We start from the raw sequence: 22,279 nt of genomic DNA on the forward strand, positions 1-22,279 counted from the left end.
GGGGAGGACAATCGTTTCGTGAATACTATTCCATTATCAGGCGGCTGAACGATTCCGTAGGATAAAGCGGAGACCCATTCCGATCAAGACACCGATACATAAACCGAATAACCCAAGCCATATAGCCCCAAGGAAATCCTTCGAAAAAATAACCCCAATCGTCCCGATGAAGGCCCCGAACGCAAAAGGGATTACAGCGTACGGCTTTGTGCCTCCCCCGGCATCCTTATAGGCATCCCAAATCCCGTACATATAGACGCAGGGATAAAACAATAACCATTGGTAATTCGTTTGGGCGATGGTTGCCTGGAAATCGCCGTGGAAACTGGATATAATGATTAAATTCAAATTGGACTTCGAGTTAATTAAAAACTCCAAAACGATCAGCAAAATGCCCTTTATATATTTGCCGTTAAGAAGTTGACCGAATCCCGGGAGAGCCACGCTCCACAATATCGCCTCGATGCGGGATGTCCTGGCCATAGCACTACGATGAAGTTAATGCGTCACGATCCGCCGCTTGCGGAGGTTGTTCCATCCAGCCTAAATCAATCATAATATTTGCACCGTCTTCTACGTAATTTCCCACCTCGGCAATAAACCTCGTGTAAATGGCAGCAACGTCATGTCTTGAGCTGAAGGCTAGAGCATTACCGTACGTTCGGATTCGCATCGAAAACATGTCAAGCTTATGGGAAACCATCAATTTATCGGAAAACGGTGATACAATGGAATCGGTGACTAGATGATCCAGAAGCGTGTGAGTCGGCAAATCTTCTTTTCGCAGCAATTTGCTTAAAATATCATATTGCTTGGAGGCGATTTCCTTCCCTCTTATGAAGTAATTTCGAACCTGATCAAGCTTGGCCGCTTGGCAGAAGCCAACCAATACCGCTCTGCTGACCGCGTTGTTCTGAACGTTATCATAAAGATGAGTGATATCTATCGCATTGAGCGAACGGACATCCCCGAAGAAACCGTTCAAATAATCTTGCTTTTTCACGATATCGATTTTTTTCGGGACAGGGATATAAGCCGGCTTGACCAAAAAACCTTTCGTATCGAGTAAATCGTTAACTTTGTTCATCAATTTGATCGTAGAATCGAGGCAATCGGTAAAAAATTTCCGGATATCCGGACGGGTCATCAACGGTACGGCGATTCCGTATATATTCATCCCTGCTTTGCCAGTATACTTCAAGTAATGCAAGTAAAACTCATCAGCATACAGCCGGGGGGCCCCTAGGTTAACATCATCTTCGGTGAAGCCAGTCGGGACCGGATGATTTTCCCGAACGAAAATGTCCGTGATTGTTTGCGTGAATCGATTGGCTAGCTGAAGCGCTTCTTCCAGGACGTTCCGGATTTCTACGTCATCCACATGTTGAAGAAAATAGCGCAGCACGCATCGGGACATACTGTTCCCTAAAAATGTCACCCATATTTTCCCTATTTCGGCAGATGTCAATTGATCAGATATATTTCCTTGCGTTAGGGTCGTGTTCTCGAATTCGAGTTTAGTCACAGGGATTTTACCACCTTTTTTTCTTTAGGTTATCACAATACAGTTTTTTTATTCCGAGAACCGGTTTAATTCCCTTAAATTGGTTGTGTGAATAATAAAAGAAACGCGACGGAGTTTATTCATTCTTCGGATAGTAGACCAACGTTCAAGAACAATAGCCTTACATCTCTAGATGTCGAGTATATACAAAGAAAGTGATAATGAGGCAACGAAAGCATCTCTTCCAGATCCTCTTGATCGTCCCAACTAACTGGCAGGTTAATTCCAATTATGGTAACAATTGGGTGGATGGTCTCGGTATATTCTAAAAGATATTAATTTCGAATTTTTTTGAGGTTTGGACATTTATGTTTGATTGGTTAGTGGAAATTGAAAAGCCTTACTCAAATGAAAGTAGTTATCAAAGCTCCTTTAAAATGAAGAAGTTTGAATCACCCTTCGAACCAACTGACATCAGTGAAGTGGGGCAGCTATTTGCTGCATATTCTGTGATAATTGGTTCTGATGCAATGACACAAATTCCAACACCGAATGAGACTTCAATAAATATAATTAGCACAGAAATCATACCGCATTATACAGATGTTAAGGGGGTTTACATTGACGATGTGCTGCAAAGTATTAATGTAAAGGGATTAAAGCTAACTTCAAAAATAATTATTGGAAATAAGCTTAGAGGTGGGATTTATCCAGTTGTAACAGATTTATATCGAAACGATGACTTAAACCTCCCTACTGGGAGACGGAGTTTGAAGTATTTTTCTATTCGAAAAAAAGATATTATCCCACTAATTACTCGTGAAACTGAAAAGTTGGAACACTTTTTCAATAACACATTTTTTGCTGATACAGGTTCTGTTTTTCTTTGGTTTAGTTGAAGAATGGAAATGGCTCCTTTATGTTTGAGCCAAGCAAGAATAACCCCCGAACAGCTTGGAGGGGGCTGTGCTATCTAAATTCATCCGTTAATCCAAGCCCTTATTCTGACCAAGCAACCACTTGGGGACAGTTCGGACAAGTTGTATAGGAAATTACCATTGGGGATACTGATTTATAATTTTGAAATAGCCTCCTGTGTCGTCCAAGTAGCACTGGCAAATGCTTTATAATTGGTAACGGCAGCTCGTAGATGTGGTCCGAAACCCAGTTTAATCTTTGAAGTAGTGATTCAGTTCGTTCTTTAAGATATTCCTTTGCGGACAAGCTAACGGCAAGCTTTGTAGCGTTAGGATCGATGCTATTCCAATCCGCTTTTGGTACAAGGTACTCCTTGAAGTCCTTATGCTGACGGCTTCCGACAATGGATACGTCCCCGGAACGAACGTAATTCCGCAGCTCTGTCAGGACAGCCATTTCGTAATAATGCCGGTTGATCGTTCCGTCATCGTCGTAAACGTGCTTTTGCCAGCGGTTCGAAACAAAGTTCAGCGGTGCGCCTTCCGGAACCTTTCGCTTTCCGGTTTCATTCATATCCCGGATGATATCGACCGCCTTCATTAACGGATCTGCCGACTTGGTTGACCGAAACTCCAACGATTTTAACAGCGTTGGAGTGTATTTCCGAAGCGCATAGAATTTCTTTTCCAGCAAGTCCAAATAGTCGTAATCTACGGGACGCGCCAGCCGTCTAGCTTCTTCCACGGATGCGACGATTTGATCCCACGGGATAACGGCATCAAGCGCCACAAACGGATCAGTACCTTCACTTCGTGCCTTAATCAGAGCGGCCCCAAGATCGGCAAAGTGAACAACCTTTTCGTTGATCGATTTACCGTTTTGTTTTTGAAGTTCCTCTTGGGCTTTTCTCCCTTTGGAGAGCAGTATCATAATCTGCCGGTCGTGAATCTCGAATGCCAGGTCTGTCAAATCCTGAATCAGCTCTAATAGGTACGCTACTAAAATCGCGTACTTTTTCGGATCATTAAAGCGGCGGAAGGAATGAGGTTCGTAACGCGAACCGATTTTGGAAAGCTGCCGTAGCCGGTTCGGATGGATGCCTTTCGTATCGACATGCATTTGCAAATCCCGTATGTATTCGAGCTTTTCGATAACCTTCAAAAAAGAATCCGGAGAGCTGGTACCGGGAATTTCCCTTAACCATGCCAAGTAGGTTTTGATGCTTTCCGGCATGGTGGTTAAGACGCGATCCAGCTTAGCAATTTGTAATTCTGTCAGTGAATTGCTGAGCAGCTTGAATATTTTTTCTTCTGTCCGTTTGCGAGTTTCCCAAACTGCTCTTTCGATCGTGGCCATTGAGGGTAGAATGATTTTACGCTTGCGTAAATCTTCGAGTGCGAACTGAATCAGGTGCAAGGGATTGCCGTTTGCCATTGCATGGCTAAAAAGATGCTTGCACAAAGAACGATACTCGCTCAAGGTAAATGTCTGGTAGCTGTACTCCTTCCGGATTTCCTCCAGATGCTCGTATTTCGTGGCTTCCCGTTCGCCGTAAGATGCAAAAGACTCCACATCGGCATTGATTTGCTTTGCAATATAATGAAGAACTTGAACCGGCACTTCCTTTATATCAGAAAGCGACCAGCCGAGATAACGAAGCACGCACAACTGCACGGCAAAGCCGAGTCGATTATATCCTCTTCGCCGCCGCTGTATGATTTCAAGGTCATGCTGGGTAAATGTGAAATAGGTGCCCAATTCCCATTCGCGGAGATCAGGCGGTATCTGCAAATATTGCAGCCGTTCCTCCGGAGTCAGCAGTTCCCTTACTCTCGCGTACATCATACTTCATCCCCCTATTGCCAAGCTATTTTTTCGACTTCCGCTGGCAGATCCGCACGGGTTGCCTTGACGTAAATCATCGTTGTGTCCAGACTATCATGTCCCATAATTTGCGCCAGGCGGTGCAACGGCGTGTTTTCTGCCATCACATAGCCGAACCGGTGCCGTAGATCGTGGGCACTCAATCCTTCAAGCCGGGCTGCTTTCATATATTTTTTAATCAAATGGCGTAAAGCACGTTCGGTTAATCGATCACCGGTTTTCTCCGATGGAAACAGATAAGGACTGTCCGGAGGGAGGTCTGACAGATATTTTTCTAAAGCAGCTCTACTGTTCACCTGTTTGTAAATTTACAGCCGAAATACTTAACATGGATGAACGGTAAAACAATGTATTTTCTCGAATAAAGGGGGAGTCAGTTGTCGTTGTTTTATTTTTTCTTCTATTTTATAGATGATTTTACCCGTGCTAAGTGATGCAACATAAACCGCTCCATTATTGTTGCCCACACAAACCAATCATTACTTTGTGTGAAATCAATATAAGTATCTGTTTCAATGATTACTTTCGAAGGGCTACCATCGTATGGATACAGGGATATTTGAGCTTGTTTATCAAATTTTCCAGTTTCACTGTTTGGTGTAAAAACCGTTTGTTGGATCAATAACCCCGCATCTACGGGTCTCTGTATATCTAGGAATACCCCTTTTCTCACATCTTTGTTCTGTTCATTTAATTGAGCTGTGAATACGATGCGAGGTGATTGTTCCTTTTCATACACGTAAACATTGCTAAACACGATACTGTCTTTAATTTCTTTTTCAATCCAAGTTATTTATTTTTGTAACTTCGAAGTACAGGGGGATCGATCTGATCTTGGCCAACGCCTCTTTGAAGTTCTGTGACTTTATGACTTGTAAGGTCCATCATAATAAGTTTCCAGTTGATATTTCCGGATTCGTCACGTTTCTTATCGTACTCGATCCAGTACAAAGTAATATCATATCCGATTAAAGAATTAATAATTTGATTGGATACAGAATACACTTTTTCTTCCTTGCCAGACTGGATATCCGTTTTAAGCAAGTAACTCCCGGCAGCGATCGTAATGGCCTTGAGCACCCTTTTCGAAATAACCGAAGCTGCGCCCTTTCCTCCCTGACTTCCGTTCCCCGTGGCAGCCGATTGCTTCGAAACGGGATATCGGCGGACTTCGCGAAACCAGGCGGCCACCCTGCAAAATAGTCCTACTTCGCTCTCGGCGCGCTTTCGAAGTCGATCGACTTATGCGTGCCGTCGCAGAACGGTTTATTGCCCGATCCTCCGCACCGGCACAGAGAAAACGATTCTTTGTGTTCGAACGGGTTGCCTACTGCGTCCACCAGTTCTACCAGTCCCGTTACCCGAAGCGGTCCGTTGTCGTTCACTTTAATCGTCACTTTATTTTGATCTACCATAAAGTTTGCCTCCTAAATACAAGTTAATATAAGTATAACCGGACATTGTGATAAAAAAACGAGTCGCAATCGTTCACTGTACAGGAGCAGCTCGCCGAACGATTGCTCGCCCTTAGCGTTTGACCAGTCTTCCGTCCGCCGCGGCGTTTATTTAACCACAGATAACGGATATCTTTCAACAATGCACTTCTTTTTCGTTCTTTACGTCGTACTTCATCCATTGCTTCATTAGCAGCTTGAATTACATGGAATTTATCGAATGTAGTTGCGGCACTTCCCGGGACTGAGAAAATCGCTCTCAGTACGTTGCATCATAATCGCTTGGATCGTGATGAATGGCAAGGTGAATCCCTTTTGTTACGTGCGCGTGAGGATGCGTTTTACACCATCAGCTGATTTGAGCAAATCAGCATGTTCAGAAGGAAGCAAGTCCAATTCAATGATTTTCTCAACGCCGTGACTGCCGAGAATGACCGGTACGCCGAGGTAGACATTGGACAGTCCGTATTCACCACTGACGTAAGCGGATACGGGCATGATGCTTTTTTTATCTTTGAGGATCGCTTCCATCATGGAGACAACCGCCGAACCCGGGGCATAGTAGGCGCTGCCTGTTTTCAGCAGGTCGACGATTTCAGAGCCTCCTTTTCGTGTCCGCTCCACAATCAAATGAAGCGTTTCTTCATCCAGGAGCTTGTCGATGGGAATTCCCCCCGCGTACGAGTAGCGCACGAGCGGCACCATGCTGTCACCGTGTCCGCCAAGCACGAGTGCCGTGACAGCTTCAAAGGAAACCCCTAGCTCAAGAGCGATAAAGCTGCGGAAGCGGGTCGAGTCCAGCACACCGCCCAGTCCAAGCACTTTTTCCGGAGCGAAGCCGCTTTCCTGCAAAGCGACCTGGGCCATGACGTCTGACGGATTGGTGACGATAATCAGGATGGCGTTGGGGGAGTGGGGCGTGATCTGACGTACGACCTGACGCATGATTGAGACATTGGTGTCGAGCAGATCGTCCCGGCTCATCCCCGGTTTGCGAGCCATGCCTGCTGTAATTACGATGATGTCGGAGTCAGCTGTGTCTTTTGGCTGATTCGTTCCGATGACAAAGCAGTCAAAGCCTTCAATCGGTGCAGCTTCCTGCAAGTCAAGACTTTTTCCCTGCGGTGAGCCCTCAACGATGTCGTAGAGGACGACATCACCAAGGTTTTTTAAAACGGTCAGATGGGCTACTGTTGCTCCGACGTTTCCACTGCCAACAACGGTGATTTTCTGTCTTTTCATGGTGTCTCAGCCTCCCGATTGTTTTTAATTACAAGCACAGGAATATGAGCTTCTTTTACAATCGCTTCTGCGAAGCTCCCGAGCAGAAAATGCTTGAACCCGGTCAAGCCGGTATCGCCTGCGACAATGAGATCGACATGCTGCCGACTGGCCAGCGCAGCAATTGCTTGTGCGGTGCTGCCGAGTAAAAAGATGCCTATAAAAGGCACATTTTCCGCTTCCGCCATCGTTTTGGCTACTTCTATCCCTGCCAATCCGTACAAGACCTGCTCTTCTTCTTCGGCATAACGCGGCCAATGCTCCTCGGGAATCACTTCATCTTCCCCATCGTAATCGACAAACACGGCTGTAAGCTTGGCATGCATCTGTTTGGCCAGTTGTACGGCATGCCTTGTCGCTTCGATCGCCGGAGCCGAGCCGTCTACGGCGAGCAAAATCGATCCGTACCGTACGTCCGGCGCACCTACGTTCCCTGTTTCTATCAATTGCTTTGCTTTTGAACTGATCATCGGCTTTCTCTCCTTTGCAAAGACTGATTTATGCAAGTCCAAACAGATAAACCAATCCGTAACCGAGCCCGGAAAGCAATACAGAGCCGATCAGACTGGCCACAAACGACTTCATCCCAAGCCGACGGAATGTGACCAGGTCGACATTCAGACCAAGTCCGGCCATCGCCATCGCGATCAGCATGTAAGCGAGGACGACGATGTCGCCGGCAATTCCAGATGAAATGATGCCAAGTGAATTGATGCCGCTGACGACGAGGAAGCCAAGAATAAACCACGGAATCGGGATCGACTTCCACGACGCTATTGTGCTGCCACCGTGTTCTTTCAGGCTGGCGCGGTTTGCCCAGATGCCGATCAAAATCGCAACCGGAACCAGCAGAGCGACACGGGTCAGCTTGACGATGACGGCCATATCCACGGCATCGTTTCCACCCGGTGCAGCAGCGGCAATAACGTGAGCGATTTCATGCAGGGTAGCTCCGGAAAAAATGCCATAGCCGATCGGGGAAAAGCCTAATACAGGATACAAGAACGTGTAGATCAGTGTAAAAATCGTGCCTAAAATTGCGACCATCGCAGCACCAATCGCGGTTTCATCGTCTTTTGCCTTGATTTGCGGGGCAATGGCGACGACGGCTGCCGCACCGCAAATCGCCGTTCCACAAGCGGTCAGGATGCTTAAGCGCTGTTCGACTTTAAACAAACGAGCCAGTCCGTAAACGACGAAAAGCGTAAAGACAATTACGATCACCGCTATGAGAAATACTTTGGGACCTGCATCGACGATATCCAACAGATTAAGCCGCATCCCGAGCAAAATAATTCCGAGACGCAGCAGTTTTTTGCTGGAGTAGTTGGTGCCGGCAGCCAATTGCTGCGGCACGCCGACTGTGGCTCGCCAGGCAATTCCGATCAGGATAGCGATAACGAGTTGTCCCATAATGCTGAGAAAGGGAAACCCGGCCAAATATTTGGCAACGAGGGCGATCAGTAAAGTTAAGCCAATACCTAAGTAAAAGCCGAGGTACTGTTTTTTGTTTTTTGCTCCGGCGAGAGCCTGTGACTTTGACATGTTATAATCCACTCCTTGCGATTTAGCCTGCACGAGTGAGTGAACGTTGTACTCTAAGAAGAATGACGGGATGATAGCCGTGTACAACGGGGCAAACCTGGTGCGATATTATCTGAAAAGGAACATGCATGCTCTTTATGCTTCCACTATATAGTGCTTCTGAATGGATGTGAAATACCGATCTGCTATCTTAAGCATTAGCAGAACTTATGATTGGTATGCGTAGGAAAACGAGCAGGAAGTGTGAGTCGTCAGGAGAGGGATCAAGGAAAGCGAGGAGAGAAATAAGAAAAAGAGACATACGCCGAATGAGCACATGCCTCTTTTTGGATATCCTGGTACTGGTGGTCCAACGAAAATCACTCAGCTATAAATTACGTAAGTGATCGTTTAATTTCATTCAACGGAATATAAGCCATTTGCAACGCCTCCGAACGTTTTGTTCTTCCTTAAGAAGATCAGAACAAACGTTCCTAAGCAACTAATGCGCTGAACTCAGCCAAATATTATATTCACATGTTGAAAGTGCATAATTCTCACTAAGTTATACAAACTATGATTAAAATTTAAAATAGTGGTTCTTGGAGGAACAGCATGCATATCGATTGGTCCGTAACACAGGTATACAATACGATTATGTCCGTAGCGACGGGAGTAGGTCTTCTTATGTTGGTTCGTTTCGGAGGACTTTTAAGAAGCGGACAACGAATAAGCTTGGAAGGATGGGCTTTAGGTTTTGCGGTCCCAGGCTTCATATTAACGTTAACAGGCGGGCACATGACGCTTACATGGCCTTTATCCAAAATAGGGTTTCCCTTTGATGATATCATATTCGGTGAACCTTCTCTTGCGTTTGGTGTCATGTTGTTAGCCGGGGCCATATTTCTATGGCGATCCAGCCTAATGTCGCTGGAATCGGGAGTAGCGGCGAAAGAATCGAAGGAGCAATCGGCATCGTTAATGACACATTTGGCCGAAGCGGTTCACCCCCTTTCTTATTTTGCAGCAGCTATGGGGCTTGCATTAATTTCAATTGGCATTGCAGGGATGTATTATCAACTTTTTGCGGCGCCGCCCGAAGAACCTATATCGGGAAGATTCGCGGATTACCCTATGCTTGAGGCTACCTTTATTTCGATGCTCTATGCGCTTACCGGCCTCGGGGCGATTCTTCTTCCCTTCTCGCTGGCAAAAGGAAATCCAGCAGTACTTGCGATTATAAAGTTCTGCTGGACAATAACGGGAATCTTATTCACTTTGTTTGGCGCATTAAATTATTTCACGCATATCGGATTGATTTTGAATACGATGTAAGCAGCTTAGCGTATATTTTCGTTAAAATGTTGGCGGGACCCCTTAAGGCGTTCCGGAGGTATACCGGCTTTTCCCCGCGAGAATACCGGAAACGAGGTAACTTACTTGGCTCGATGTTTCTGAAATAACGCGGCGGAAGCATATGTTCCATTTTTACAATTCCCTGAGCCGATTGTTCTTGTACAATATTGTTACAAGGAGGCGGTTGTTAAATGGATCAAGTGTTAGAGGCGCGCAATGCACTTTGGAAGTCTGTTGATGGACTACCTGATGAATTATTAAGACGCCAAGATTGTAACGGTTGGTCAATTCTGGATGTCTTGGAACATCTCTTTTTAGTGGAGCAAGTAGCGCTTAGGGTCATCAAAGATGCATTGTCCAAACCGCCATTCACCGAACAGATCCGAGTCAATCCACTTGAACCTGTTCTGGACCGAGCGGACAAACTAGATGCCCCTGATCCGATATACCCGAAAGGTCTTTTCAAGAACCTAGACGAAGCACGCAACCAATTGGACCAATCGCGTGAACTCTTATTGTCGTTCATTTCATCCGTAGATGTTGATGTTCTTCGAATCCATGGTGCACCCCATCCTAGGTATGGTCTGTTAAGTGCAGAGCAGTGGGCTCAGTTTGTCGGGGTTCATGAACGACGTCACATTATACAGATTGAAGAGATGAAACACGTTTAAATTTAAATACGACGAGGAACATAGCGCAGTAATCAAAATCATGGGGCCGCCGCGGATAAAATCGGGCGGCCCCATTAAGCTATCTGGGAGGATACTATAATTTATAAGTAACTTATCTTACGTGCTAATTCAACCGTACTCTGGACACGAGAACAGAAAATCGTTGGAAGTGTAATGGCAGGCTTAATAGCGCAGGTCGTAAAATATGTATATTTAAGGTAATCTTAAAAAGAGCTTATTTATATGCTAAAGGAGGGGGAAGCTGTATTGTCCGATATAACGAATGAAACTGTCATAGACGCTTGGGATCAAAATGCTGAAAAGTCGCTTTCTGCATTTGAAGAGGAGGGGGATTTTGCCCGCAGGTATTTGCTCAATCCAGCGATTTTTGACATTTTGGGACATGTAGGAAACAAGCGTATTTTGGATGCAGGCTGCGGAAATGGTTACCTCTCCAGGTTGCTGGCTCGTCGGGGTGCGCGCGTCACAGGGGTCGAACCTGCGTCGGCTTTCCATAAATATGCATCCGAACGGGAAACAAATGAACAACTCGGAATAGAATATGTATGCAGCGATTTATGCCGCTTTAATGGCGCGGGAAATTTCGATGCAGTCGTGGCAAACATGGTTTTAATGGATATTCCGGACTTCGAAACCGCGCTTCTGCAATGCGCAAATGCGCTTCGGGAGGGCGGCTTGTTCGTATTTTCGATTGCCCATCCGTGCTTCGAGGAAGGGGGACAACGTTTTATGCATGACGGATATATTCAAGTTCGCGAATATTTTGCGGAGTACGTCATCGATCAACCGGTTGCTCCAATGTTTCATCGTCCAATGAGCGCCTACGTGAATCGGATGTTATCGTTGAATTTCTCGCTTGTTCGGATGATTGAACCTCAGCTTTCACCGAAAACAGTAGAGGAATATCCGAATTATCGCAGGGATGCTCATATTCCGTGCTACATCTTATTCGGGTTTCAAAAGCGTGCGTTCTGCTAACGGGTTACGATAGTTCAACCAAAACAGTGGGTAGACCGCCGTAGTGCTGCTCCCGTTTCATTGAAGTAACGAGAGCATTTCCGATGCTAATACCGGATAGTTTATACTTTATAAAAACCATCTTGTCTGGAGGAACCCATGTCAGAAAAAAAAGAGAAGGTCTATTACGAACGGGGAACGAATGAACTGAGGGAGAAAAGCATGCGAGCACAAAGGCTTGGAAGGCTTTTAATGACTGCGACCCTGAGGATGGACAAGAGAAAGAACGGTTGATTCGAGAACTGTTTGGCAGCGTGAGTGAAGGTATTAGCATTGAGCATAATTTCCATTGTGATTTGGGTTACAACATTCATGTTGGACGTAATTTCTATGCCGATTATAATTGCACCATATTGGATATGGCGGGGGTCCGTATCGGTGATGATTGCATGATAGCACCGAATGTCGGGATCTACACGGCTGGTCATAATATCGGACCCAAGGACCGAAATAAATCTGGTTACGGCATCCCCATTACGATTGGAAATAATGTTTGGATTGGTGGGCACTGCGCAATTCTGCCCGAGGTTTCGATAGGTGATAATTCCATTGTGGCAGCCGGTTCAATAGTAACAAAAGATGTGCCAGCAAACACAATAGTCGCAGGTAATCCAGCCAAGGTGCTCAAGCAGATTACAGAGGAATAAAATTGATGATTTAACAGATGGGATTAAGCTAACGGAGAACGATAGTGAAATGATTATGACAGGAGCAGGCGCCGCGGCGACCTGCTCTTGGTCGTTGAAATAAACGGGCAGAGTTTAGTAAACGTGAGGTGACCCCTAATGCGAAAATAAATATGGTAACTAATACCAGCCTATGATCTATTTTTACACGTATCTCGGCTGTACCCGTATTCGGGAAGGAACGGTTTCGGCTTCGCTGATTATGGGGAAACTCGGATCTTATGCTCGTCAAAACCGTTTAGCAATCGCGCTCCGTGAAATGGGACGAATCGAAAAAACGATCTTCATCCTGGACTACATTTCAAGCGAAGCGATGCGGCGGAAGATCAATCGGGGTTTGAACAAAGGAGAAGCGATGAACGCATTGGCCAGAGCGATCTTTTTTGGCAAACACGGCGAGCTGCGTGAACGCGCACTGCAGGATCAGCTCCAACGTGCCAGCGTATTAAATATCCTCATCAATGCAATCAGTGTATGGAATACGGTTTATTTGACACAGGCAACGGAACCAATTCGATATCTTAGTCAACAATGCCGGCATCGGCACATCCCCGTCATTTGAAGAGACATGCGAAGAGGACTTTGATCGTCTGATCGCAGTCAACGTCAAGGCGCCGTTCTTCCTCGTCCAACAATCGCTCGGACGTCTTCGAGACGGAGGCCGCATTATCAATATCTCATCCGGAGTGAGTGACACGAATTGCCTTTCCGCATATCATGGCCTACAATCTAACCAAAGGCGCACTAAATACATTCACCCTACACCTAGCTCAGCTACTGGGTCCATGGGGATTACTGTGAACGCAGTCATGCCCGGCATAATCGATACCGACGTAAACGCTTCATGGCTGCACACACCCGATGGGCGCAAGTCTGCCATAGAGATGGCGGCGCTTGGACGCATCGGCGAGCCTTCGGATATCGCGGATATCGTCGCCTTCACGGATTCACCTGATGGGCGATGGGTAACGGGACAACTAATCGATGGAACTGGCGGATCGCATTTGTAAGATTACAAACAGTCCGGCCCCTGAAAATAATCGATCGACTCTGCATTAGGATGGAATCAGGTGAACTTCAGATCATTAATTCAACTTATATAGAACGAGAATTAAATAGTGTTAGCTAAAAATAATGACAATCGTTCACGTATGATTTGGTGCTTGTTGCGCTACTTGCTCTTTGATGAACTTTTTCTTGTTGATTATTGAATGTTCGTTAAAAAACTGGTAAGCTACTTGGTAAAGGAGGTGCCAAGTGAAGAATATTGTGATTTCAGGCGGAACCGACGGGATAGGTAAGGCGCTCGCGCTTACTTATCTAATCCGAGGGGATAACATCATCGTCATCGGCCGTAATAAGGAGAAGGGAAAGGCGTTCATCGAAGCTGCCAACGAAATTGACGCTGGCACGAGGGCTTATTTCATCCAAGCAGACCTGAGCCTGGTCAGCGAGAACAAGAAGGTTATCGAGGAGATCAAGTCGAAATTCTCTGTGGTGGACGCGCTCGTACTTTGCGCGCGGCATTATCGTACGACACGGTTGGAAACGGCGGAAGGGTTCGAGGACAATTTTGCGTTGTTCTACCTCAGCCGTTTTCTCCTCAGTCACGGTCTGGTCGAGTCGTTGGAGAAGGCCGACAACCCGATTATCATGAATGTGGCCGGGCCTGGAGCCGACCTATCCGTGATCCACTGGAACGATCTCGGGCTTGAGCAGGGCTACAACGGAGGCACGGCGTTGACCCAAGGCGGCAAGTTGAACGACCTGCTCGGTGTCTCCTTCGCTGGCAAGCACGGAGCGGGCCGAATCCGATACGTTCTATTCCACCCGGGCACAACGTCTACCAGTTTCTCCGGCGAGTACGATGAGCCAACGGCGGCTCACATCGTGGCGATGAAGAAATTCGGGAAGCCAGTGGTGGAGAGCATCGAACCGATTGTCGTTATTATCAACGCTCCGCCGCCCGAGCCGCTGAGCGCTTTCGTGGAAGGCAAGCGGATCAGCGTGGAGCACAAGTCCTTTGACAAGGACGCCTCAAAGCGGCTCTATGACGTCACCCGGGAATTGCTTGTCACATTGACTTAAAGTTGTTTGTACGAGGAGGGAACATAGTGGCCAGACCCAGAGAGTTCGATACGACAGAGGTTCTTTCCAAAGCCATGGATTATTTCTGGAAGTATGGTTATGAAGGTGCGTCCATGCAAGAATTGGTGAATCATGTGGGAATCAAGGCGCAAAGTCTTTACAATACTTTTGGGGGCAAACGCGACTTGTTCTTCGCGGCGCTCAAGCATTATGTCAATCAAAGTACGGTGGTTCATACGCTCGAACATACGCCTTCGGGAAAAGAAGCCATCACTCAAGTGTTCCGTGATTTGCTGGCAAGTCTTGCCCATTCGGATCGAACGAGGGGATGCTTCATAAACAATACTTGCGTGGAACTCGCACCGCATGACTCCGAGATTGCCGATTTTATAGAAAAGGAAAGAATCCGTCTTGAACGCGCTTATTACCTTGCATTGACCCGAGCCAAGGAACAGGAAGAAATCAATGAGCGCTATCAGGATCTTATGGCGCTTGCGCGATATTTGAACAATGCGCAAGGGGGATTGATGGTTACTGCCAAGACAGTAGCGGATATGACTGTTCTGGAGGACATCGTTGAGGTCACTCTTTCGATATTCGATTGAAAGACGGTCCCCTTTTTTTCTTTATTTTTTAATGATTGTTCAATAACACGATGGATAAAGGAAGATTGAAAATGAACAAAAACTTGGTCCTTTATTTACTTGCCTTTTGCGTATTTGTCATGGCATCTGTCGAAATTGTTGTAGCGGGTATTCTGGGAATGATCGCACAGGATACGAATGTGTCCGTAGGTATGGCCGGGCAATTGGTGACCGTCTATGCGATTGTCATTGCGGCTGGATCGCCCATTCTGCTATCGCTGACTTCAAGGATGGAAAGGAAAAACCTTCTTCTACTTACTTTTTTTGTTTTCGTCATCGGTAATTTGCTTGCCTTCTTCAGCCCTAATTTCACCATTCTCATGGTTTCCAGAATTGTTCAGGCGGCGAGTGCCGGTGTGTTTACAGTAGTCGCTTTGACTGTAGGAGCAAGTATAGCAGCGCCTGAGAGGCGGGGCAGTGCTATCGGCATTATTATCACTGGTGCAAGCACGGCCTTGGTCGTCGGCGTTCCGCTTGGGACTTTAATAGGAGAATATTGGGGATGGCGTTTAGTCTTTATGTGTATCAATATTTTAGCCCTGTTTTCAATCATCGGGATTGCTGCATCCGTTCCCAAAATGGAAAGTCAGGAATCGGTTTCGTTAAAAACTCAGCTTGCGGTATTGCGGGATCGCCGAATCATTAGCGGATTATTCATTACGTTTTTTTGGGTCATAGGGTATCAATTACTATTTACCTATATCTCCCCCTTTCTACAGGAGGCTGCAAGCCTCACTACGACACAGATCAGCGCAGCTCTATTCATATGCGGAATATTTGCAGTAATAGGTTCGCGTATCGGGGGATACGGCGCTGACCGGTGGGGGATTTACCGGACTCTGCTTGTCAGTCTGCTGCTCCACGCTGTGTCGCTAGCGGCACTTCCTTGGGTGGGAATAACATTTATAGGGGCCATAGTGATCCTTGCCGTTTGGATAGGATCTGCCTATATGACAACGCCTGCACAGCAGTACTATCTTGTGTCGCTTTCTCCGAACTCCTCCGGTTTGGTACTCAGTTTGAACAATTCCGTGCTTCAACTTGGAATAGCTATTGGAGCCGGTGCAGGCGGATGGGTGGTAAACCAAACATCAGTCATGAATTTGGGCTGGATTGGAGCAATTAGTATTGTGATCGGCATGTTTACCGTATTTTACTCGTTTTCATTAAAAAGTAAATCACTAAAAGAAGCCTAATGCAGCCTCATAAAGGAATCGATTAACCTGAAACGGGACGATCACTCAACAAGCCGAGTATGGGTTGAGGTCGTTTATATCACTATATTCAAGATTGTCACAAAAAGAATGGCACGGATGTCGATTTGCCCTTCTCTCGTTCGTAGTCTTTATAGCGGCGAAGTTCAGCTGACCTTGAATGAAGGACATTCGGGAGATACGCAGCGTTTTGGAATCGACCGCACGACACGAAAGGACGGATATAACAATGGGAAAAATCATCATGCAGCAATTCATTACGTTGGATGGAGTCATGCAGGCACCTGGCGATCTCTATGAATTTGAGTATGGGGGCTGGCAGCGGTCATATGTTGGCGAGGAGCACCTGGCACTCATTGTCGAGCAGGCCCACGCGGTTGAAGCGCTTCTTCTGGGGCGTAAAACTTACGAGAGCTTCGCGGCAACATGGCCGTCAGCGACCGGCATGCGGGGGCTGGCCGATCGGATGAACGGTATGTCGAAGTTCGTGGCTTCGAGAACCCTGAGCCATGCGGATTGGAATGCCACTATCATCCATGGCGACGTGGTCGAAGAAGCAGCGAAGCTCAAGCAGGAGTTCAGAGGAGACTTGCTGGTCGTAGGCAGCGGCGATCTTGCACAAACGCTGATGAAGCATCATCTCATCGACGAATACCGGCTCTGGGTCCACCCTGTAATCTTAGGTCGCGGACAACGGCTGTTCAGAGAGGGAAGCGAGAAGGCTGCTATGCGCCTCATGGACGCCAAAACGCTAAGATCAGGTGTCGCGATTCACATCTACCAGCCCGAGATAGGCCATTAACAACAAAGCCATATGATTCATTCAACCAAAGACGTCTCCATCATCGTTGCGTAAGTGGAGATGGAGACGTCTTTTTGCCCATTCAGATGAGGATCATGGCTCGACACGTTGGATGATCCAGTAATATCATTCGCAATGACTGATAAGGAGAATACGGGGGCATACGGTACCATAAAAAAATTTGCGAGTGTGTCGAATTCGCCGTTATCGGTTCGTCGTCTAAATAGAGGCTTAAATTAAAATCAGGTTTAACTGAAAAGGAGACATACGATGCACACAGTAACTTCGAAGGACGGTACAAAGATTGCCTATGATAAAGTTGGCCAGGGACCGTCACTTATTCTGGTCGCGGGCGCGTTCAGCTATCGCAAATTCCCTGGACAAGTGCAGTTGGCTCATTTGTTGTCAGAGCATTTCACGGTCTACAATTACGACCGCCGCGGCCGAGGCGATAGCGGAGATACACCGTGTTACACCATCGAACGCGAGATGGAAGATCTTCAGGCCATGATTGATGAAGCCGGTGGCTCGGCCTATGTTTGGGGATTGTCATCTGGCGCGGTTCTGGCTCTGCAGACAGCGGCGGCAGGGGCTAATATTAAGAAACTCGCTTTGCATGAACCGCCTTTAGTAGTCGATGATGCGGGTCACAAGCCGCCAGAAGATTTCGTCAAGCGGGTTTCAGAGCTTATATCCGCGAATCGCCGGGGCGAGGCCATTGAGTATTTTATGACCAAGGGGATGGGTGCGCCTTCATTTGTGGTCAGCTTGATGCGCGTGATGCCAGGCGTGTGGTCCAAGCTCATGGCTGTAGCCCATACGCTTCCTTACGACGCGGCCTTGCTCGATGGATATATGGATGGAAAGGCCTTGCCTGAAAAATTGTGGGATGCGGTTACGATGCCAACCCTTGTGATCGAAGGAACGGAGAGTCCGATTGCGTTGCGTCATGGTGCCCATGCACTGGCGGGAAACCTTCCCAATGCAAGGCTGCTGAGTAAAAAGGGACTTGGTCATACCAAAAAACTCGATACCCAAAAGATCTCATCGGAGCTTGCAGCATTCTTTATGGGCAATCGCTAAGCTGCGGCAAGTAAAGGGTTATTTAAACCTCACTTCTAAAACAGCAATTACGACCGGAGATACTAGATAATAAGTTGGACAATGAGAGGGGAAGAAGATTATTATGTTTACAAACAAGCGGAATACGAGGGCGATTCGTCTGCTTCTGATGGGCGGGGTTGTTTCAGCACCTCTTTTCTTCGTAGTAGCCATTATTCAATCGTTTACACGTACAGGATTCGATATCAGGCGACACGCCATCAGTACCCTTACGTTGGGGGATATGGGATGGATTCAAAGCGCTAATTTCTTCCTTACAGGATTGCTTGCTGTATGTGCAGCGATTGGAGTGCGACGTTTACTTCGAGGGCGTATGGGAGGCACGTGGGGTTCGTTGCTCTTTGGGATCTATGGGATTGGCATGATCATGGCAGGTATGTTTCGCCCGGATCCTGGCCTCAGCTTTCCCTCAGGTGCCCCTGCGGAAATGCCGGCATCGATGAGCGGCCATGCAGGGCTTCATTCCGTGGCGTTCTTTACAGCATTTATTTGTCTAATTGCAGCAAGCATTGTCTTTGGACGTCGGTTTGCTACCCAAGGCGAACGTGGTTGGAGTATCTATTGTATTGCAACTTGTATTCTTGCGCCTGTGCTTATCGTTATTGGCTCGAGTATCGCTAGTTGGATTGGCGTTATCATGGGGTGCGCCGGAATTGTTGCTTTCGGTTGGGTTTCGGTTCTTTCCGCTAGATTACGTGCTGAAGCTCTTCAGGTTTAGGTTCACGAAGAGTGAAGAGTGAATTTTGCTACTTGATTCATAACATTGTGAATTATATCGTTGATTTTTTAAACAAATAAGAAAGCTTCGCCATAAAATGAGGAGGGACCAATCTATGAGATTTATGTTGATTGTCAAAGCCACAACCGATTCGGAGGCGGGAGTCATACCTAGCCAAGATTTGATTGATGCCATGCAGAAGTATAACGAGGAATTGGTCAAGGCCGGCGTGCTGCTGGCGGCGGATGGACTGCAGCCTAGTACAAACGCAATCCGGATTTCTTATCCGGAGCCCGGGGGCAAGCCTAAAATGATGGATGGTCCGTTTACGGAGGCAAAAGAGTTGATTGCCGGATATACGCTGATTGAGGTCAAATCGAGGGAAGAAGCGATCGAATGGGCACTGCGTATGCCGGATCCGCATGGATTTGGACAGGGTGAGATTGAGCTCAGACAGGTGTTCGAAGCGGAGGACCTCATGGAGAATCCCGAAACGCTGGCCAAGGAAACGGCCCTTCGCAAGCAAGTCAATGAGCAGAAAAAAGCATGAATTCGTTCCAGACACATCGAACCATTGATGCCATATGGCGAATGGAATCGGCGAAGCTTATCGCGGGACTGACACGAATGGTAAGGGACGTGGGTCTCGCGGAAGATCTGGCCCAGGATGCCTTGGTGATTGCCCTTGAACGATGGCCGGAGACCGGCATTCCGGACAATCCGGGTGCCTGGCTGATGACAACAGCGAAGCGGCGCGCGATCGATTTTATGCGTAGGAATAAGCTGCGCGATCAGAAGTATGTAGAAGTTGCCCACACGACGGATTTGTATACGGAGGACGACTTGGCCCTTACTTTAGACGGAGAGATCGGCGACGATCTCCTTCGTCTGATCTTTATGACCTGCCATCCGGTGTTATCGCAGGATGCTCGGGTGGCCCTGACGCTGCGCTTGTTGTGCGGGCTTACCACGGATGAAATCGCACGTTCTTTTCTCGCTGCCGAGTCCACGGTCGCCCAGCGGATTGTCCGGGCCAAGAGGACCCTCAGCGCCGAGAAGGTCCCTTTTGAGGTACCTGCAGGGGAGGAACTGAAAGACCGCATGTCCCCCGTGCTAGAGGTCATTTACCTAATGTTTAATGAAGGGTATTCCGCAACTTCCGGAGAACACTGGATTCGGCCGCTGCTATGTCAGGAGGCGCTTAGGCTGGGACGCATTCTTGCTGAAATTGCGCCTGATGAACCGGAAGTTCACGGCCTGGTTGCTCTCATGGAAATTCAAGCTTCGCGGTTGAAAACTCGCGTTAACGCGAGCGGAGAACCCGTCCTTCTCATGGATCAGAACCGTGCGAAGTGGGATCAACTGCTGATCCGCCGCGGCTTGGCGGCGCTGGAGCGCAGCCGGAAGCTGGGACAGCCGCTTGGGCCTTACTCGCTTCAGGCTGCGATTTCCGCTTGTCATGCCCAGGCGAGTTCCGAAGCTGAGACTGATTGGATTCGCATTGCGGCCCTTTACGAAGCACTTGCGAGGAAGGCGCCTTCGCTCATCGTTGAATTAAACCGTGCGGTTGCCATATCCATGGCTTTCGGTCCGTCCTTCGGGCTGCAGATCGTCGACGAGTTGAATACCGAACCTTCTTTAACGGGATACCACTTGCTTCCAAGCGTTCGCGGCGATCTTCTTGCGAAACTGGGGCGGTACGATGAAGCCCGAACAGAATTTGAACGCGCTGCATCGATGACCCGAAATACCCGGGAGCGGGAACTTTTGCTTCAACGGGCAACGGAATGCGGGTTGGGCACATCCCAATAATATTTTCTCCTTATGTCGATGACGGGGTTTCCCGTTCGTCGTGTTAGTAGGGAAGGGGATAGCAGCTGCGGGCTGCTGTCTCAAGTCAGCTTCCCACAGAAGGAGGAAACCCAATTGCGATTTATGTTGATAATCAAGGCGACCGGGTACTCGGAGGCTGGGGTCTATCACAGCCAGGAACACACCGATGCGATGATGGCTTACAAGAAGTCTTTGGCCAGAGTCGGTGCGCTTCTAGCCGCCGAAGAGCTTCGCCCCAGTTCCAGCGGAATGAGGATATGTTATCCGTTGGCAGGCGGGGAGCCGGAGATACAGGCCGGCCCTTTTCCGGTAGATCAGGAGCTCGTTGCGGAATATACGGTGATCGATGTAAGGTCGGAGAACGAGGCTTTGAAATGGGCACTTCGGATGCCGGTTCCAGCGGGCCGCGAGTGTACGATTGAAATACGAGGGCTGGAAGAGAATGCGAATTCCCTGTCGCAATCTGGCATGCAGACCATGGAAGCTGATTTGCAAGATCATCTCCACATGCTAAGAAGATTATAGTGATTATAACTTTCAACTTTAAAGGAGCGTATGAAGAATGAATCAGGAAGTAACCGATTTTATCGAGGCGTTAAAAGAAGCGTGGCACAAGGAAGTTACCGTCAGTCTGCGTGAAGTGGTCCACCAAGCGATTCCCAATGTACATGAACGTATTCAGTATAAGAAGCCTCACTTTTTGAAAAATGGAAAATATGCCGCGGCTATCTCGATAGCGAAGGAAACGGTTAGTTTTACCATTTTTAATTGTTCAGAGTTAACGTTCCCGGGAGGCATGTTCGACGGTCCTCCGGAAAGAAAAACATTGAAGCTGCGCAAAGGGGAGACGTTTGATTCAGAACAATTAGTATCGCTGCTAAGTCAGGCTTCTAGCTCACTTTAGTTGTAAAGGCGCCGCGAGTAAAGTCCCGATAGACATCGGAAATTGAAATATTCTTTTGCAGACATGTCGATTTTCTTGTCCTGCGTTCGTCGTCCTTATAGATGCCGGATCTCGGAATGAATAAATCATCTGTAATCCTGGCACAAATCAAACCATGAGAGGAAGATTCCAATGAATGCAAAGTTAACTCCGTACATCGTTTCGACAGACGCAAGAGCACAAGCCGAGTTTTACATCCAAGCATTGGGCGGCGAGGTTCAATCCGTGATGACACACGGTCAACTGCCTGAAGCCGCTGAGGAGATCAAGGACAAAGTGATGCACATGGTGCTGTCAGTAGCCGGGGGGAACGTGCTGTTTCTGTCCGAAGCCTTCGATCACGTCGGCACGGAGGGTAGTATCGCCTTCGGACTGACCTTCAGTGATCTGGAAGCGGCAAGGCAAGCTTATGCCAACCTCGCAGAGGGCGGTACGCAGACGTATCCGTTGGAAATGGGGCCTTGGGGAGCGCACTATGGCGAGGTCGTAGACAAGTACGGGATCAACTGGAAGATCTCGCAGCAAGTTTAATCTAATTTCTATACTGTCATTCTCGATCTACAAGAAGAATGAGATCACATTCAGTGTATCGTTGAGGA

24 protein-coding genes and 4 pseudogenes are annotated in these 22,279 nt (G+C 47.6%); 18 read left to right on the plus strand and 10 right to left on the minus strand.

Going from position 1 to position 22,279, the window contains the following annotated elements; genetic code table 11:
• Positions 1-487 precede the first annotated feature (487 nt).
• Positions 488-1,525, minus strand: a complete 1,038-nt coding sequence (locus E1757_RS32805; protein WP_133236220.1) for a DUF3231 family protein — start codon at positions 1,523-1,525, stop codon at positions 488-490.
• A gap of 347 nt (positions 1,526-1,872) precedes the next feature.
• Between E1757_RS32805 and E1757_RS32810 the strand changes: the two genes are divergently transcribed.
• Positions 1,873-2,403 (plus strand): hypothetical protein, encoded by a 531-nt coding sequence (locus E1757_RS32810; protein WP_133236222.1) that lies wholly within the window; start codon positions 1,873-1,875, stop codon positions 2,401-2,403.
• Between the two features lie 241 nt (positions 2,404-2,644).
• Here the strand turns inward: E1757_RS32810 and E1757_RS32820 are convergent.
• The 9 genes and pseudogenes from E1757_RS32820 to E1757_RS32860 all read right to left on the minus strand — a co-directional run.
• Positions 2,645-4,264: pseudogene (locus E1757_RS32820) on the minus strand (DUF4158 domain-containing protein); the annotation flags it as partial.
• 14 nt (positions 4,265-4,278) lie between these two features.
• Positions 4,279-4,593 (minus strand): annotated as a pseudogene (locus tag E1757_RS32825) (tyrosine-type recombinase/integrase); the annotation flags it as partial.
• A gap of 113 nt (positions 4,594-4,706) precedes the next feature.
• A complete protein-coding gene (locus tag E1757_RS32830; RefSeq protein WP_133236224.1) occupies positions 4,707-5,045 on the minus strand; it encodes a hypothetical protein in 339 nt (112 codons plus the stop codon).
• Positions 5,046-5,095: 50 nt separating this feature from the next.
• Positions 5,096-5,497: a hypothetical protein gene (locus tag E1757_RS32835; protein ID WP_133236226.1), complete on the minus strand. Its 402-nt coding sequence runs from the start codon at positions 5,495-5,497 to the stop codon at positions 5,096-5,098.
• A gap of 14 nt (positions 5,498-5,511) precedes the next feature.
• Positions 5,512-5,721: a CDGSH iron-sulfur domain-containing protein gene (locus E1757_RS32840; RefSeq protein WP_133236228.1), complete on the minus strand. Its 210-nt coding sequence runs from the start codon at positions 5,719-5,721 to the stop codon at positions 5,512-5,514.
• A 152-nt stretch (positions 5,722-5,873) separates the two neighbouring features.
• Positions 5,874-5,993: pseudogene (locus E1757_RS37360) on the minus strand (transposase); the annotation flags it as partial.
• A gap of 85 nt (positions 5,994-6,078) precedes the next feature.
• Positions 6,079-7,002: a malate dehydrogenase gene (gene mdh, locus E1757_RS32850; protein ID WP_133236230.1), complete on the minus strand. Its 924-nt coding sequence runs from the start codon at positions 7,000-7,002 to the stop codon at positions 6,079-6,081.
• Positions 6,999-7,511: a universal stress protein gene (locus E1757_RS32855; protein ID WP_133236232.1), complete on the minus strand. Its 513-nt coding sequence runs from the start codon at positions 7,509-7,511 to the stop codon at positions 6,999-7,001. Before E1757_RS32855 ends, mdh begins: the two co-directional genes overlap by 4 nt.
• Positions 7,512-7,539: 28 nt before the next feature.
• Complete coding sequence (locus E1757_RS32860) at positions 7,540-8,586, minus strand: YeiH family protein (protein ID WP_133236234.1); 1,047 nt, start codon at positions 8,584-8,586, stop codon at positions 7,540-7,542.
• A 594-nt stretch (positions 8,587-9,180) separates the two neighbouring features.
• Between E1757_RS32860 and E1757_RS32865 the strand changes: the two genes are divergently transcribed.
• The 17 genes and pseudogenes from E1757_RS32865 to E1757_RS32945 all read left to right on the plus strand — a co-directional run bounded on the left by E1757_RS32865 (position 9,181) and on the right by E1757_RS32945 (position 22,211).
• Entirely contained in the window at positions 9,181-9,900 is a 720-nt protein-coding gene (locus E1757_RS32865; protein ID WP_133236236.1) for a DUF981 family protein, read from the plus strand.
• Positions 9,901-10,112: 212 nt separating this feature from the next.
• The gene (locus E1757_RS32870) at positions 10,113-10,592 is read left to right on the plus strand and encodes a DinB family protein (protein ID WP_133236238.1); all 480 of its coding nucleotides are present in this window, start codon (positions 10,113-10,115) and stop codon (positions 10,590-10,592) included.
• A gap of 267 nt (positions 10,593-10,859) precedes the next feature.
• Positions 10,860-11,591, plus strand: coding sequence for a class I SAM-dependent methyltransferase (locus tag E1757_RS32875; RefSeq protein WP_165972384.1), 732 nt, complete (start codon positions 10,860-10,862; stop codon positions 11,589-11,591).
• Positions 11,592-11,860: 269 nt separating this feature from the next.
• Positions 11,861-12,277, plus strand: a complete 417-nt coding sequence (locus tag E1757_RS32880) for a sugar O-acetyltransferase (protein ID WP_133236242.1) — start codon at positions 11,861-11,863, stop codon at positions 12,275-12,277.
• A gap of 208 nt (positions 12,278-12,485) precedes the next feature.
• Positions 12,486-12,824 (plus strand): annotated as a pseudogene (locus E1757_RS32885) (Tn3 family transposase); the annotation flags it as partial.
• 31 nt (positions 12,825-12,855) lie between these two features.
• Complete coding sequence (locus tag E1757_RS32890) at positions 12,856-13,326, plus strand: SDR family oxidoreductase (RefSeq protein ID WP_246079689.1); 471 nt, start codon at positions 12,856-12,858, stop codon at positions 13,324-13,326.
• 247 nt (positions 13,327-13,573) lie between these two features.
• Positions 13,574-14,404: an SDR family NAD(P)-dependent oxidoreductase gene (locus E1757_RS32895; protein ID WP_133236247.1), complete on the plus strand. Its 831-nt coding sequence runs from the start codon at positions 13,574-13,576 to the stop codon at positions 14,402-14,404.
• A gap of 26 nt (positions 14,405-14,430) precedes the next feature.
• The gene (locus E1757_RS32900; RefSeq protein ID WP_133236249.1) at positions 14,431-15,009 is read left to right on the plus strand and encodes a TetR/AcrR family transcriptional regulator; all 579 of its coding nucleotides are present in this window, start codon (positions 14,431-14,433) and stop codon (positions 15,007-15,009) included.
• 71 nt (positions 15,010-15,080) lie between these two features.
• A complete protein-coding gene (locus E1757_RS32905) occupies positions 15,081-16,244 on the plus strand; it encodes an MFS transporter (protein ID WP_165972385.1) in 1,164 nt (387 codons plus the stop codon).
• 247 nt (positions 16,245-16,491) lie between these two features.
• Positions 16,492-17,064, plus strand: a complete 573-nt coding sequence (locus E1757_RS32910) for a dihydrofolate reductase family protein (RefSeq protein WP_133236253.1) — start codon at positions 16,492-16,494, stop codon at positions 17,062-17,064.
• A 270-nt stretch (positions 17,065-17,334) separates the two neighbouring features.
• Positions 17,335-18,147, plus strand: a complete 813-nt coding sequence (locus E1757_RS32915) for an alpha/beta fold hydrolase (protein WP_133236255.1) — start codon at positions 17,335-17,337, stop codon at positions 18,145-18,147.
• A 103-nt stretch (positions 18,148-18,250) separates the two neighbouring features.
• Positions 18,251-18,904, plus strand: a complete 654-nt coding sequence (locus tag E1757_RS32920) for a DUF998 domain-containing protein (RefSeq protein ID WP_133236257.1) — start codon at positions 18,251-18,253, stop codon at positions 18,902-18,904.
• Between the two features lie 115 nt (positions 18,905-19,019).
• Entirely contained in the window at positions 19,020-19,454 is a 435-nt protein-coding gene (locus E1757_RS32925; protein ID WP_133236259.1) for a YciI family protein, read from the plus strand.
• Positions 19,451-20,716 carry an RNA polymerase sigma factor gene (locus tag E1757_RS32930; RefSeq protein WP_133236261.1) on the plus strand — a complete coding sequence of 422 codons (1,266 nt, stop codon included), beginning with the start codon at positions 19,451-19,453 and terminating at the stop codon, positions 20,714-20,716. Before E1757_RS32925 ends, E1757_RS32930 begins: the two co-directional genes overlap by 4 nt.
• A gap of 123 nt (positions 20,717-20,839) precedes the next feature.
• Positions 20,840-21,262, plus strand: a complete 423-nt coding sequence (locus E1757_RS32935) for a YciI family protein (RefSeq protein ID WP_246079690.1) — start codon at positions 20,840-20,842, stop codon at positions 21,260-21,262.
• 37 nt (positions 21,263-21,299) lie between these two features.
• On the plus strand, positions 21,300-21,641 hold the full coding sequence (locus E1757_RS32940) for a DUF1801 domain-containing protein (protein ID WP_133236265.1): 342 nt from the start codon (positions 21,300-21,302) through the stop codon (positions 21,639-21,641).
• A 171-nt stretch (positions 21,642-21,812) separates the two neighbouring features.
• Positions 21,813-22,211, plus strand: a complete 399-nt coding sequence (locus E1757_RS32945) for a VOC family protein (RefSeq protein WP_133236267.1) — start codon at positions 21,813-21,815, stop codon at positions 22,209-22,211.
• Positions 22,212-22,279: the final 68 nt, after the last annotated feature.

Source organism: Paenibacillus piri, from assembly GCF_004354045.1.
Lineage (GTDB): Bacteria > Bacillota > Bacilli > Paenibacillales > NBRC-103111 > Paenibacillus_S > Paenibacillus_S piri.